Here is a 14,593-nt window from a genome sequence, read left to right as displayed (position 1 = left end):
ATGCAGGTGCTGGCGCCGCCGAACGGTTCGATCTCGGTCGGGTGGTTATGGGTTTCGTTTTTGAACATGAGCAGCCAGGGCTGTTTCGTTCCGTTGACGTCGACTTCGATTTCAATGGAGCAGGCGTTGATTTCATCGCTCACTTCCTGATCGTCGAGCTTGCCGCGCTTGCGCAGCGTACGGCCGGCGATGGTTGCGAGATCCATCAGCGTAATCGGCTTTTCTTCCCGTCCGGTTTCGGCACGCAGATCCAGATACTGGTTCCACGCGTCTTCAATCTGTTTTCCAAACGTATCGTTTTTGAAATCGACCGACTGAAGAATGGTTTCAAATGTCGTATGGCGGCAATGATCAGACCAGTACGTATCAAGAACGCGGATTTCCGTCAGGGACGGATCGCGTTTTTCCTCCTCTTTAAAATAGGACTGAACGAAAACGAGATCTTCGAGCGACATGGCCAGACCAAGCGATTCGCGCAGACTCTCGAGCTCTTCTTCGCTCATTTTGGTAAAGCCTTCAACGGTCGGTACGTCCTCAATGTCGATGCTCTGGGAGTCATCGAGCACATCCATGTTCTTCCTGCGGGCTTCGACCGGGTTGATCATGTAGGCTTCAATTTCTTCTGCCTGCTTGTCGTCGAGGTTTTCCATGACGAGCAGCGTTCCGGAGTGAATGCGTACATCCTGACGGCTGTTGAGCAGCATCAGACACTGCATGGCGGAATCGGCACGCTGGTCATACTGACCGGGCAGATATTCCATGGCCAGCGTGTACTTGCCTTCGGTATCGACATGATCGAGCACTTCGTCGATTGCCGGTTCAGCAATAACCTGACCTTCGAGAAGGGCGAGATCGTCGTCATCGGCATTGAAAATGTCGTAAATGACGTACTGATCGAGATGGAAATCGTCGCGCAGACCGAGATCGGTGCGCAGCGTTTCTTCCAGCGACCGGCTTTCGACCTGAAAAGCCGGTTTTTTGCGAATAAATCGGCGGGTATTCATTTCTTTATTCTTCCTCCAGAACGGATCCAGCGAGCACAGCGGCTTTCTGCTCTTCCTTGAAGCGGGTGATGATTTCGGCCATTTTCGGATCGGCCAGCGCCAGCATCTGTCCAGCGAGCACAGCCGCGTTTTTCGCCCCGGCTTTACCGATGGCAACCGTAGCAACCGGAACGCCGGCCGGCATCTGAACGGTGGACAGCAGCGAATCCATGCCGCCTAATGCCGAAGTCTGCATCGGAATGCCGATGACCGGCAGAATGGTCGAGCTGGCGAGTACGCCGGCTAAATGCGCGGCACCGCCTGCAGCAGCAATAATGACCTGAATTCCCTTCTCAGCCGCTGTGCGCGACAGCTCGAGAACCGCATCCGGCGTACGATGTGCAGAAAGTACGTGGACTTCGTACGGGATTTCCAGTGCCTTGAGCTGATCCAGACACGCCTGCATGACAGGCAGATCCGAACGGCTTCCCATGACAACCAGGACTTTTTTATCGTTCATACATTTCCTCCCGCCCCTGTGGGCAATGAAAAAGCATGCCGGGTCTGTTTGAGCGGCATGCTGAAAATAGCGTTTTCGTTTTTACTTTTGTTCACTAAAGTCATGACCATAACCTTAATCCTCCAAAAGCCGCATGGGGTAACCCCCTTGCGAGGTTATGGTATGCAAAAGGAAAATTCTTTTCAACGGCATCTGATTGGGCCAGCCGGCAAAACAGGGAGAATTCGGGCAAAAAAACTGAAATCCCTACATTTGATCCTAAAATATACCGCTTACGTTTTTTATGAAAATATTTTCATAGCCGGGCGTTTTTCTTTTCCACACCGGTTTTCTTCCCGGACATCTCCGCTTTATCGACACCCTCAGAAAAGATTCGACAGAAGCCGCAGCACTTCCATTGGCCCAGACGGGCGATTTTTTTGTGAACCGGCTGAATCGGCCGTACGCCATTCCTGGAACAGGCCGTATACCAGACATCCTGCAAAAGGTTTTAAAGACCAGCTCAGAAATACCGTTCAGAATATAGAGAAGTCACAGAAGAGATCGGGAAAATCCAGAAAGTGATCGGGAAGATCCGAAAATCTGGAAAGAATATCGAATAGACATAAAACACATATGGATGCGGTTTACCGGTTTTGCCGCCTGTTCCCTCCTTTACCAATATTTCAAAGCCAGATTCCAAATGCGCAAAACCGGATAGCAGAGAGAGGAAAGGCACATCGGTCTTTTACTGAATTTCGTACTGAAATTTTTCCATACAACTTTCATGAAATCGTTTCATTCCTTTGCGGGTAATGGGAAATGAATGAAAAATGGAAACGGTCCAGCCAATCCAAACCGGGTTTGGTTGAAAGAAGATGGGGGCCGGCTATAATGTAGGCGTTTGTTAAGGAGGAACTATGGAAGAAAAAGAAATGCTCTATGAGGGCAAAGCAAAAAAAGTGTATGCCTGTGAGGATCCCGATCTGGTCATCGTCGACTATAAGGACGATGCGACCGCGTTCAACGGTCTGAAAAAAGGAACGATCAAAGGCAAAGGCGCCATCAACAACCGCATGACGAACTACCTGATGAAGATTCTGGAAACCAAAGGCGTTCCCACTCATCTTGTCGAAGAAATCGACGACCGCAAAACGGTTGTAAAGAAAGTGGATATCATCCCTCTCGAAGTCATTATCCGCAACAAAGCTGCCGGCTCGTTCTCCAAGCGTCTGGGCATCCCGGAAGGCAGCGAACTGAAATGTTCCACCCTTGAATTCAGCTACAAGGACGACGATCTGGGCGATCCGCTGATCAACTCCTACATGGCCCGCGCCATCGGAGCTGCAACAGAGGAAGAAATCGAAACCATCACCAAGTACGCATTCCAGGTCAACGAAGTGCTGAAAGAATTCTTTGCCTCCATCGGCATCGAACTCATCGACTTCAAACTTGAATTCGGTAAAACAAAAGACGGACAGATCGTTCTGGCCGACGAAATCTCTCCGGATACATGCCGCTACTGGGATATGAAGACCGGCGCACATCTCGATAAGGATACGTTCCGCCGCGACCTTGGCAATCCGGAAGGCGCTTATCAGGAAGTCTTCAAACGCATGGGGTTTGACGCCGAATGAGCAGCCATACAGAATACCAGTCCCCGCTTTCTCAGCGCTACGCATCGCCGGAAATGAAATATCTCTTTTCCGAAGAAAAGAAATTCCAGACGTGGAGAAAGCTCTGGATCGCTCTTGCCGAAGCCGAACAGGAACTCGGTCTCGATATTACCGATGAGCAGATCGCTCAGCTTAAAGAACACGCTAAGGACATCAACTACGAAGATGCCAAGGCCCGTGAGAAAATCGTTCGCCACGACGTCATGTCTCACGTCTACGCCTACGGTCTGCAGGCTCCGGAAGCCAAGGGAATCATTCACCTGGGCGCTACCAGCTGCTACGTCGGCGACAACACGGATCTGATCGTCATGCATGAAGGCCTCGAACTCATTCAGGCCAAAATTGCGGCGGTTCTTGCCCGTCTTAAAAAATTCGCCCTGGAATACAAGGACATGCCGGCGCTTGCCTTTACGCATTTCCAGCCCGCACAGCCGACGACCATCGGCAAGCGCGCTTCCTTATGGGCCCAGGATCTCGTCATGGACTACGAAGAGATCACCTGGCTGCTCGAACATAAGAAACTGCTCGGTCAGAAAGGAACGACCGGTACACAGGCTTCCTTCCTGGAACTGTTTGACGGCGATTCCAAAAAAGCCGCCCGCATCGATGAGCTGATCTGCAAGAAGATGGGCTACGATGACTGGTTTGCGGTAAGCGGTCAAACCTATCCGAGAAAATACGATACCCGCGTGCTGCAGGCCCTCTCTGGCATAGCGCAGTCCGCGCACAAGTTCTCCAATGACCTGCGTCTTCTCCAGCATAAGAAAGAAATGGAAGAGCCTTTTGAAAAAGGTCAGATCGGTTCTTCCGCCATGGCCTACAAACGCAACCCGATGCGCAGCGAGCGCATGGCTGCCCTGGCCAACTACGTTCTTGCGGATACGATGAACCCAGCTATTACTGCTTCTACACAGTGGTTCGAACGTACGCTCGACGATTCCGCCAACAAGCGCATCGCCGTAGCCGAAGCGTTCCTGGCCACCGATGGCATTCTCGACCTCTACCTGAACATCACCGACGGTCTGGTCGTTTATCCGAAAGTCGTTGAAGCTGACTTGCGCCGCGAGCTGCCGTTCATGGCGACCGAGAACATCATGATGGATGCGGTAAAAGCCGGAGGCGACCGTCAGGAACTGCACGAAGCTATCCGTGTTCATTCCATGGAAGCCGCTCGTCAGGTTAAGGAATTCGGCCGTGAAAACGATCTGCTCGAACGCATTGCGGCAGACGATCGTTTCCCGCTGACGATGGACGAACTCGAAGCCCGCATGAATCCTTCCCTCTACGTTGGACGTGCACCGGAACAGACCGAAGAGTTCTTCAAGAACGTCGTCGATCCAATTCTCGCTAAGCATCCGGAAGCCGAACAGCTCGATGCCGAGATCAATGTCTGATCGAAGGATCGTTCGGATCTGCGCGAAATCTCAGACTTAAAATCACCTGGCCCAAAAAACACTAACGTATAAAAAAGGAAACACCGGAGCATCCCCTCCTAGAATCTGGCCTGCGCCAGATCCTTCAGGATTGTTCCGGTGTTTTTGTGTGTATTCACGTGGTTCTGAGTGTGTGGGGTTGGGCCGAAATTTATGTGGACGAATTTCGCGGCTGCCCTTATCTCTGCGCTTTCGCGGAAACCTGACCAGGTTCGAGCGATTCCTTGAGATAGCCGATCATGCCTTCCTTCTGGGTCGGACTCATGAACTGTGCGAAATAGTCGTACATCGATACTACGGGGACGAAGAGGCGTGTCAGGGAATTCTTGTGGTAATCAAAACCATCTACGCGCAGAATTCCTTCACTGATCAGACGCCGGATGGCGGCGAGCAGTGTATTCCGGTTCAGGTTCGGGTTCGCCTCAAGAATATCGCTGAACGAAGCTGGTTTATCCAGCTTCCACAGGGTCATCATAATTTCGAATTCCTTTTTGGAGAGAATCTTGTTCATAGCGGTTACTTCCTTATTCCTTTATCTTTTTTTGCCAAGAAGAGCGAGGAGGGTCTTCTTCTGAGCCGTTAAAAACCACAGTATACTGAACTATAGTGCAGAGATGAAATGATTTGCCCAAAAATAAGATCTTACCTTTTAATACGTGTGACTATACATTCAGCTTCCTGTAATCTTAATTTTACGCTTATTATTTAAATCATTAAAGATTGTATTCCAAACAAAATGCTATGAAATCACAACTTATTAGGGCAATCTTCTGATTTTCATACAATTTTCTGGGAAAATATAATAGTAATATTTTTAAATACAGGAGGATCTATGATTACCTTTGGCTCTAAACCGGTTACACTCGAGGGCACGCCGATCAAAACCGGCGATACCTTCCCGTCATTCAAAGCGCTCGATGCCGACTTCAACGAAGTTGAACCCATGAGCAAGTCTGGCAAGACCATCGTGCTTGCGGTACCATCCATCGATACACCCGTCTGCTCGCTCGAGCTGGGCAAGTTCCTTCACTTCATGAATGGAAAACCTGAGGTCCGCGTGATCTCCGTCTCTCAGGATCTTCCCTTCGCGCTCGCCAGATGGAACCGCGATCATGAAAACGATCGGATCGAAACGCTCTCGAACTTCCATCTTGAAGACTTCAGTACCAAGACCGGCACGAAGATGAAAGAGAACGGTCTGCTCTGCCGCGCAGCCTTCGTAGTCGACGAAAACGGAAAGATCATCTATGACGAATACGTCTCCGAAGTCGCAAACGAACCGGATTATGTGGCTCTGCTCGAAGCTGCTGGCCTGCAGTAAGCGCGCTTCCCTTCTCAGCAATTTCTAATGCCTTACTGGCGTACAAAAAGCGGATCTCATTCCGCTTTTTTATTTGGTCTCTCTGGATGCAGCTGTTTTTCGCGGAATCCAGGGAGGGAGTTGATTTTTTTCGTATTGCAGCCAAAACTGACGATATGTTCTGCTGCATAACCCTGTAACGGATATGTCTTACGGATCAGCAGCTGGAGAAAAATATAAGCAGTCCGATTCGCGTACACAATCCATCTGCCCAGCAGCATAGAGAAATTTCGGACTGAACGATAGAAAGGAGTATCGCTATGGCTTTGCAATATACAAACACTCCAACCATGCCCGCAAAAAAGCCAAAGAAAACATTCCGGGAGCAATTTGACGAAGAAGTAACAAAATCCAGAGGTCTGGCGATCGCGGTCGATGCTGCTTCCGTAGAGAGTCTGCGCGAGCTGGATCACATCGTAGATCAGAACCAGATCGAAAACGTGATACTGATTCTTGGCACCTATTGGAACAATGGAGCCCCGAAAGCCGTTCTGGAAGAAGCTTTGCGTCTGGCGGTCAAATGGAAAGCGCGAGGAATTGGAGAGATTCGCCTGGTTCATTCCGTTGACTACCTTGGAAACGTCTATTGCTTTTATTCCAGGCCCGGTTCAAATCCTTTCATCGCATGTGTCGGCTCCGGAAATTTATGCATCCTGGATCCCCTCCCTGCCGCCGACTGGCCATACGAGCTGTCTATATCCACGCGAAAGCCAGAGGATCTCCAATCTCTGGAAGAGGAAATTCAGGAACTTGCTAAACCGGTCCATTCCGTCAATCTTCTGGATGTGCGACCAGAGCAGCTCACCCTGCTTACGTAGCATAGGCTGCCCTTCCTGGTCCAGATAAGGCTGTTTCCTCCCTCTTATCTTTGAACTCCTCTCAGCGCAAGAGAAAGATTCTATACAGAGAAAGAACCCTATATAGGAGCGCATCCAGCATCGCGTAACTGGTTTTCCTCCTACACTGCTTTCACCATTCCAAACAAAAAAGACGTCTCAGGAATGATTTCCTTTGACGTCTTGAATTTGAGATTTCGTTCTGCGATTAAGCGAGAGCAGCTTTAGCTTCTTCTACTACTTTAGCGAAGCCTTCTGCATCATGGATGGCCATTTCCGACAGCATTTTGCGGTTGATGTCGATGTTAGCCAGTCTCAGGCCGTGCATCAGTCTGGAGTAGGAAATATCGTTCATACGTGCAGCCGCATTGATACGAGCGATCCAGATCTTACGCATGTTGCCTTTCAGTTTACGACGGTCGTTGTAAGCGTATTTGAAGCTGTGCATTACCTGCTCATTCGCGGTTTTGTACAGAGTGTGTTTGCTACCAAAATAACCTTTCGCAAGCTTAAGGACTTTTTTTCTTCTTCTGCGGGAAACAATTCCGCCTTTTACTCTTGGCATATTCTATTCTCCTCCTGTTATCCTCAATTACTTCACAAGCATGTCTTTGATACGCTTGTAGTCAGTTGCGTCAACCATTCCGGCTTTGGCCAGATGACGTCTCTGATCTTTTGTCTTGCCGTGGAAACGGTGAGAAGTATAAGCGTGATGTCTTTTCAGTTTTCCCGATCCGGTCTTTTTCACACGTTTGGCCAGACCTCTGTGGCTTTTCATTTTTGGCATGATTTTCTCCTCCTTTTATGGTTTCTCTTTCGGCTCGCTGGCTTGCGCTGCCGGCTTCTTCTTCTGAGGAGCCAGCACGAGAGACATAGTGTTTCCTTCCAGGGAAGGCTTTTTCTCTACAAGGGCGATATCCTTCACTTTATCGAGAAAGTCGTTCATAATCTGACGTCCGACATCCTGTCGTGTCATCATACGTCCGCGGAATCTCATATCAATTTTGACTTTCATCCCCTGCTCGATCCATTTACGAGCCTGGCGGAGTTTCGTTTCAAAATCGTGCGTATCCACGACAGGCGACAGACGGAGGGACTTGAGTTCCACCACGTGCTGTTTCCGTTTGGCTTCCTTTTCTTTTTTCTGCTGCTCGAAATGGTATTTGCCATAGTCGAGAATTTTGCAGACGGCTGGACGAGCTTTGGGAGCTACGCAGAGCAGATCGAGATTCTGTCGATATGCGAGTTCCAGCGCTTCGCGCTTGGATTTGACTCCCAGCTGATTTCCTTTCGCGTCGATGACAAGCACTTCCCGGAAAGGAATCTTTTCATTGAACAGATCGTCATTTACGTTGTTCGGGGCTACTTTTCGATTATTGATAATTGAATACCTTCCTTTCATGAATCCATAAAAAAATGGGCGCAGAGCGCACCCTAATCCTGCTGGTTTCGAATTCTGATCGATTCCGAACTGGCATTAACCCATGCATCCGTATGCATCAGGTGAGAAGGGGCTTCTTCTTTCCATTTCTTACTTGGCAAGTTTATCAAAACCGACCTTTTGTGTCAAGCATGCGCCTCATTTTCCCATAAGAAAAGGGCGGCTGCCTCCCGAGAAATCCAATATCGGTTATTTTATCGCAACTCTCTGTTATGTAAAACCTTTTTATGTAAAACCTTTTCTGTACTGAGCGCAGCTGTATACGGTTACGGGATTTTCAGAGATTTTGCAGGAAAAACGCACCCATCCTCTGTGTTTCCCATTTTGTTTCCTGTCCAGTCCAGTTTCTGTGCGGCTTCTGACCGCCCGCAGCCTTCTCGCAAATTATTTTCCAAATAAAAAAGCAGAGATTCCATCCTCCCTGATATAGAGAGGGTAAGAATCTCTGCTTTTTGCGTGTGGAATTAAGGCTGCTTCAGGCAATCCTCCTTTACAGACCTCCCATAAAGACCGCCGCGATTTGGTCGCTTCGGTACGCCTCCCCTTCTTTTCCTGAAAGAGAATTTCTGGAAACTGGCTTCCGGATTTTTCAGCCGTACAGGCGAAATCGACGAAATCACAAATCCAGCCTGTATCGATCGTCTGAAAGGAGGAATACCCAGAGAAAGGGCGGCAAAGTTTAATCCCGGATTTCTTCCAGAGCTGCCGGATCCGGAAGTCTGCGCAGGGCAAGGAGTGTCTGATTCAGCTCCATAGCGGTTTCATTGACTTGCGCCTGCGATACAGAAGTACGAAGAATCTCTTTTGCTTCGCTCAGTTCTTCCTGCAGGGACGTCCAGTCTGCTTTGGCATAGCTGGCTTCCTTCAGCGTTTCGGCTTTGTTTACAGCCGTCTCTAATAAAGAAGGATCCAGAAGCTGTTCGAGCGCGTAGCTGAGCTGTTCGCTCTTTTCCTGAACGAGAGCCGGACGGGCGAATTCATTACGGCTGACGATCTGCGCCTGATCCAGGCGGTTTTTCAGATCGGTAAACTTCGCACTGCCATCGGTCTTCACATTTTTCGCCAGCTCAATGAGCGAATTGAGTTCCGTCTTATCGGCCGGTTCATACACGCGAAGAATCAGGAACGAATGCGGCTGTACGGTTACAAAAATGCGTCCGTCTTCATCCGGCTGAATTTCATCTGTACGGACCGTAACGTTTGCGGGACTGGTGAGGCTGTTTTCATCCGCCAGACCATTGGATTCCAGACGCTGCGCCTTGATCACTGCGTTTTCGACCGTTTCCGGCAGTTCGATCTGGATCTCGCGCGCATTTGTCGGATCCGCGTTTTCGATGGCGATGGAATAGTTGTGCTCTTCATCGCGGCTGGCCAGAACAGAAATGGAATTGACGTTGTTGGACAGCGTGTAATCCTGTGACAGGGAGGAATTGAGCAGTTCGGTTCCAAATCCGGCGTTGAAAATCTGGAAGACGTGCGCACTTGGCGTCGCAAAGTAACCGAAATTGCCTTTGCCTGTGGCCGTATCTGAGCCGGCCAGCGGCACAACCTGAATGACGGCCTGCTGCGTTGGACCTAAGGCATCGGCTCCGGATGTGTAGTAATCCGAGAGGCAGTGCTTCTGAATGTAGGGCGAGCCCAGTTCGGCATAATCCATAATGCAGCGGGCGACATACAGAGCGTGCAGCTGGGAACGCGTACGTCCGCTGGTGTTGTAGTAAATGCCAAATTCCGAAATGGCCGGGACTTTGTCTTCCGGCATCTGGTTTAAGTAGTTCACGACGCGGTTTCTGCAGTTTTGCGCTTTAGCCATCGCATCAAGCAGGAAAGCTTCATCTGAACTTTCGTTGACGGTTCCTGAGTAAGGATGAATCGTCATGCCGTCGTAAAGGTCCGCTTTGCCAAGCTGATTTTCGAGATTGACGAAGTTGACGTTTTCCCACGCGGTATAAATTTTCACGTCATGCTCTTTGGATTCCAGTTCATTGATGCGCGACTGGGTCTGGCTCATCGCTTCGGATACATCGTTAAAGCCGTCATGATCCACGCTGTAGGATGCGTATATGCCATGACCGCTGGCAGGAACGGCGCCATGGACTCCGTCTCCAAATGTGATTTCGCCTGTGGAATAGTTCAGCGTGCACTTCTGATCGTTTGGTCCGGCATTTTCAAGGGAATCGACAATCGTCCATTCCGTCGCGGAAGCCGCGTTCTGACCGACGTAGACGTGGGCACCGTTTTCCAGTGCCTGGAAATCCGGATCCATGCGGAGTTTTCCGTCTTCGTAAAGCATGGTGTTCGTATTGACGTGACGCAGCTGACGAACCATGTTTTTCGATCCGTCGGAGCGGGAGGCGTTTTCGTCCCAGTTGTCCGGGTTGGCCGCATAAATCCGGTTATAAGCGGTTGGCGCACCGAGGGTGAAGGCGTGAACCGCATCGGATCCGTCGGAACGGTAATCGATCCAGTAGCCCTGGGTCGTCTTGCCGTCGTTGTTAATGCCGTAGCACTGCTGGATTTCGTTTCCGATTTCAAAGAACTGTACGTTGTACGGTTCCGGATGGCCGTAATCGCTGCGCACCTTCGCCCAGTCGATGCCGCCGTTTGGATTGGTTCCGACTTTCGCATTCAGAAATTCAATCAGATCGGATGCGTCCTGCGCACTGCCTCTTGCCAGCGAGTACACATAAACGATATCGGAATCGACTTCATCGGCGAAGCTGGCAATTTCTTCGAGTCCGAAGTTGGGATCGATGCCGGTCTGTCTTCCATTGTTATAAAAGGCATGAACCTGTTTTTTGCGCTGTTCTTTTGGACCCAGCGTCGTTTTCCAGTTGAACAGGTTGGAAATGGATCCGCCGGGATAGCGAATCGATCCAAAACCTGCATCCTTGTAAAGCGTTTTGAACTCGTCCTTAACCTGCATCGTTTCGTCATCAAAGGTTCCATACGCGTTAAACGCATAGCGATGGTTGATGCCGAAAATGGAATCCGGATCGATCGTTCGAAGAATCTCGTCTTCCACATGCAGAATGGCCGGACGAGACTGTTCCGCATTTTGACATGCCGTTTTCAAGGTTTCGCAGGCGTTTTGGAGTTCATTTATGGATACCGTTTCGGGATCGAGCGCTTCCACTGCATCCAGCGCGTTTTGCACGGCTGTTTTTGCCGAGGGGCTCACTTTGCTGTCGTCGCAGAGAGTCTGTCCTTTTGCGATCCACTCTTCAAGATCCGTCAGAAGGAGTCCTTTTCCTTTCTGCGCGTACAGTTCGAGTACATCGGCATCCGAAAGCTTCGTGTCGTACACGCAAAGTTCATCCAGATCGCCGCGCAGACCGTGCGGGTTGGTTCCTGTATCGTTTTTATGGTGACCGATCCGCAGATCAAACATCTGATTCAGAACCGTATTGCCCAGATCCTTTTCACTGTCAAATTTTCCATTGATGTAGAAGCGAACTTTTTTCGCGTCCTGATCAAAGCTGATCGCGACGTGCTGCCACTCGCCTTTAGCAACCGTTCCTTCTGAGAACACATCCGTGGCGTTCAGATACGTGTGATAATGGCCGTCTGCGCGCAGCGAGAGAATCGTTCTTCCACTTCCCGTATGCTGAAGCAGTACGACAGACGATCCGTCCGCACTGTCCTGGCTTGGATCGTATTTGTACCATAAGGCGAAGGTCATGCGGCCCTGACCGGTATTGATATAGTTCGAGGCCTGCAGCCACGCATGCTGGGAAGGATCGGTCGGAAACCGATAAACCTGACCAAACAGGCTGTTTTCTGCCGAAGCGGTCTGCGCAGTAACTGCGGTAAGTGCGGTATGGGTACTCGTTTTGGACTGAAGCGGGGTATTCCCTTCAAAATCCCAGTAATCTTTCAGATGCTCGGCCGCCGGCATTTGTGCGGTGTAAGCGACGGCTGTATTTGGCGCAGCTTTTCTGGCGCTGTAATTTCTCTGAACTCTGCCGGTCGATCGGATCATCCTGACGGCCGAATCGCTGGATGACTGCACGGCAAAAACCGGCGTGCTGCTCAGCGAACTTAAAGCCAGAAAGGCGCACAGCAAGCTTTTTGTTCCTTTCCGTTTCATATTTTCTCCTGTATTCCTGAACTGGTTTTCGACGCATGTTTTTCTTTTTCTTTCGATCTGTATGCCCGTTTCCGATGAAAAAGCGCTGTCCATTCATTTTGACAGACGGCACAATTGCCCGTTTCATGCCGTCTTTTTGGCTGAGTGAGTCTTCTCAGTTCCGTCGGACTGCTTAGGAAAATTTCCGCGTCGAATTTTCCCATCCTGTGTAAGCTCTTTCAGTATACCGTATGGATTCTTTCGGTTCCGTTTGGCCCTTTATGGTTTTCGGTTTTCCTGCATTCCCTCAGTCCTTCTGAAATTCCGTCTGGCCAAAATGCAGCACGATTTTCCACATGTGAAACTGTACGGATCCTGTTCCTGTCTTTTTTAGTTCCGGATGAAAGGACGATTTCAAATCCAGAAATGTTAATATCTTTCTGACTGTCCTGAACGGACAGGATCGATTGGACACAGAATCGTTACAGTCCTGCGGGATTTAATGACCCGTTTCTTCTGATTTGGCCTCAGATTTTTCTGAGGTGTTTCTGTGTGTACAGGATCTGATTATTTAGAGTCCTCATTTATGCATCGATTTTCTCTGCGAATATTCATTCAAAACCGGAGACGCAAGAAAGGAGTTTTGCCATGTCTGTCTGCCTGTTTGATCAAGGCTGTTTTGAATTCGAGCGATGGCGTTCTGAAAGCGAAACCCATCGACGAAAGGAAGGTCGGGCGATATGAGTACGTCCTCTACGCTCCGTCTTCATCGAACCAGGCTGCCGCGATCCAAAGTCATCATGATTCTTCTGGAATCGCTGCTGATTCTGGCTTATACCATTTTCACTTCTGTTTTCTTCACAAAAACGACGATCATCGCGGTGTGCGGAACGCTCGTTCTGATCATCAACCTGCTTCGCCTGTTCTATTCCGAATTCCTGAACGGGGTGTTCGAGAAAATGTATCGCTGGCGCTGGCTGATTGCGGCGATTGTGTTTGTGGTTCTGCTCTGTTTCCAGATCCACACGTCCAACGCGGCCTGCTACATGTACTCGTTTACCGCAAATCCGGAAGTGGAACAGTCCATTTTAATGGGCCGTCCGCGTATTCCGCGGGCCGATGAGTATGCGGTACAGCTTCCGTATTACTTCTCCCAGTACTACAACGACTACGCCCAGATTTCCCATCAGATGTCGATCGGCGGTCAGGATATGATCGTCGGCTACAACTCCCCGGTTCTGTCGCTCTCCCTGATCGGCAAGCCGTTTGTCTGGGGCTACATTCTGTTTGGAAACGCCTACGGCATTTCCTGGTACTTTTTGTCCAAAACGATTCTGATGGTGATGGTTTCGATCGAGATGTTCCACATCCTGACGAAAAACAAATACCTTTCCGTTTTTGGTGCGATTATCCTGACGTTTGCGCCGGGCATGCAGTGGTGGTTCTCGCCCCATTTCTACGATGCGATATTCTGGGCGAGTACGCTCTTTGTGGTCGGTTACTGGTTTTTCCGCGCGCAGGGCTTGAAAAAATGGGCCTTCACGCTTCTGGCTATTGCATCGTTAGACGGCTTTGTTCTGGCCCTCTTCCCTTCTTTGCAGGTTCCTTGCGGACTGCTCGCCTTCTTCCTAATGTGCGCCTGTCTTTATCGGGATAAAGATGAGCTGGAATGGAAAAAGAGCAACATCTGGAACGTAATCGCGGTCATCGGCGGTCTTTGCATCGTTCTGGTGCCGACACTGCTTTCGGCAAAAGATGCGCTGATGATGGCCAACGATACCGTTTATCCGGGCGATCGCGTCGTTCATGGGGCGACCGGCGCACCGTGGATGCTGTTTATCAACCCGGTCAGCCTTTTGCAGACGTATACCGATCCGGATCTGCTTAACAACAGTGAAATCTCGAGCTTTACGCAGTTTGGCGTTGCCTGCTGTCTGTACTATCCGTATCTCTTCTACTGGCTGAGAAAGAAGAAAGACCGCTCCCGCTGGATCGGAACGGTTCTCTTCCTTTCCCTTTTGTTCCAGGCGTTTTATCTGCACTTTGAAATCCCGGTATGGCTGGCGAAAGTGACTCTGCTTTCTTCCTGCAACCGCATGCAGACCGTATTTGGCTATACCGGCACGATTTTTACCGTCTGGACGATTTACAAAGTGCAGGACACCAAGTTCCCGCACAAAACGCTCTCCGGCTTTGTCGCCTGCGCCATTTACGCCGTTCTTGCCGCTATGGTTACGCATTACATGATCCTGCCCAACTTCCTGCGGCTGTTTGGATCGCGAGCCATGTTCTATGT

11 protein-coding genes and 1 pseudogene are annotated in these 14,593 nt (G+C 49.9%); 5 read left to right on the top strand and 7 right to left on the bottom strand.

The genetic code is table 11. The features are described from left to right. Together ACLUYS_RS06415 and purE are read right to left on the bottom strand one after the other, a co-directional pair. Nucleotides 1–1,004 (bottom strand): annotated as a pseudogene (locus ACLUYS_RS06415) (phosphoribosylformylglycinamidine synthase); the annotation flags it as partial. 4 nt (nt 1,005–1,008) lie between these two features. After that, a complete protein-coding gene (gene purE / locus ACLUYS_RS06410) occupies nt 1,009–1,503 on the bottom strand; it encodes a 5-(carboxyamino)imidazole ribonucleotide mutase (protein WP_412659414.1) in 495 nt (164 codons plus the stop codon). An 899-nt stretch (nt 1,504–2,402) separates the two neighbouring features. Here purE and purC point away from each other — a divergent pair. Then, the gene (gene purC, locus ACLUYS_RS06405) at nt 2,403–3,119 is read left to right on the top strand and encodes a phosphoribosylaminoimidazolesuccinocarboxamide synthase (RefSeq protein ID WP_230267841.1); all 717 of its coding nucleotides are present in this window, start codon (nt 2,403–2,405) and stop codon (nt 3,117–3,119) included. After that, nucleotides 3,116–4,552, top strand: coding sequence for an adenylosuccinate lyase (purB, locus tag ACLUYS_RS06400; RefSeq protein WP_412659413.1), 1,437 nt, complete (start codon nt 3,116–3,118; stop codon nt 4,550–4,552). The genes purC and purB overlap by 4 nt, the downstream gene beginning before the upstream one ends. Before the next feature lie 217 nt (nt 4,553–4,769). Here purB and ACLUYS_RS06395 read toward each other — a convergent pair whose 3' ends face one another. Beyond that, on the bottom strand, nt 4,770–5,102 hold the full coding sequence (locus tag ACLUYS_RS06395) for a BlaI/MecI/CopY family transcriptional regulator (protein ID WP_412659412.1): 333 nt from the start codon (nt 5,100–5,102) through the stop codon (nt 4,770–4,772). A 321-nt stretch (nt 5,103–5,423) separates the two neighbouring features. Between ACLUYS_RS06395 and tpx the strand changes: the two genes are divergently transcribed. Both tpx and ACLUYS_RS06385 read left to right on the top strand, forming a co-directional pair. Next, on the top strand, nt 5,424–5,912 hold the full coding sequence (gene tpx, locus ACLUYS_RS06390) for a thiol peroxidase (RefSeq protein ID WP_412659411.1): 489 nt from the start codon (nt 5,424–5,426) through the stop codon (nt 5,910–5,912). Between the two features lie 299 nt (nt 5,913–6,211). Further along, complete coding sequence (locus ACLUYS_RS06385; RefSeq protein ID WP_412659410.1) at nt 6,212–6,769, top strand: restriction endonuclease PLD domain-containing protein; 558 nt, start codon at nt 6,212–6,214, stop codon at nt 6,767–6,769. Between the two features lie 226 nt (nt 6,770–6,995). On the opposite strand, the gene rplT is transcribed toward ACLUYS_RS06385, so the two are convergent. From rplT to ACLUYS_RS06365, 4 genes are all read right to left on the bottom strand, one after another. Continuing rightward, the gene (rplT, locus tag ACLUYS_RS06380) at nt 6,996–7,352 is read right to left on the bottom strand and encodes a 50S ribosomal protein L20 (RefSeq protein WP_230267836.1); all 357 of its coding nucleotides are present in this window, start codon (nt 7,350–7,352) and stop codon (nt 6,996–6,998) included. 27 nt (nt 7,353–7,379) lie between these two features. After that, nucleotides 7,380–7,574 (bottom strand): 50S ribosomal protein L35, encoded by a 195-nt coding sequence (gene rpmI / locus ACLUYS_RS06375; RefSeq protein ID WP_230267835.1) that lies wholly within the window; start codon nt 7,572–7,574, stop codon nt 7,380–7,382. 15 nt (nt 7,575–7,589) lie between these two features. Next, complete coding sequence (gene infC, locus ACLUYS_RS06370) at nt 7,590–8,189, bottom strand: translation initiation factor IF-3 (protein WP_230267834.1); 600 nt, start codon at nt 8,187–8,189, stop codon at nt 7,590–7,592. A 718-nt stretch (nt 8,190–8,907) separates the two neighbouring features. Further along, nucleotides 8,908–12,318: a LamG-like jellyroll fold domain-containing protein gene (locus tag ACLUYS_RS06365; RefSeq protein ID WP_412659409.1), complete on the bottom strand. Its 3,411-nt coding sequence runs from the start codon at nt 12,316–12,318 to the stop codon at nt 8,908–8,910. Nucleotides 12,319–13,037: 719 nt separating this feature from the next. Between ACLUYS_RS06365 and ACLUYS_RS06360 the strand changes: the two genes are divergently transcribed. Next, nucleotides 13,038–14,593: hypothetical protein (locus ACLUYS_RS06360; RefSeq protein ID WP_412659408.1), on the top strand; the 1,556-nt coding region annotated here is incomplete at its 3' end.

The sequence above is a fragment of the Allobaculum sp. genome, from assembly GCF_047010065.1.
Classification (GTDB): Bacteria; Bacillota_I; Bacilli_A; order Erysipelotrichales; family Erysipelotrichaceae; genus Allobaculum; species Allobaculum fili.
This window is presented reverse-complemented; position numbering and strand designations above follow the sequence as displayed.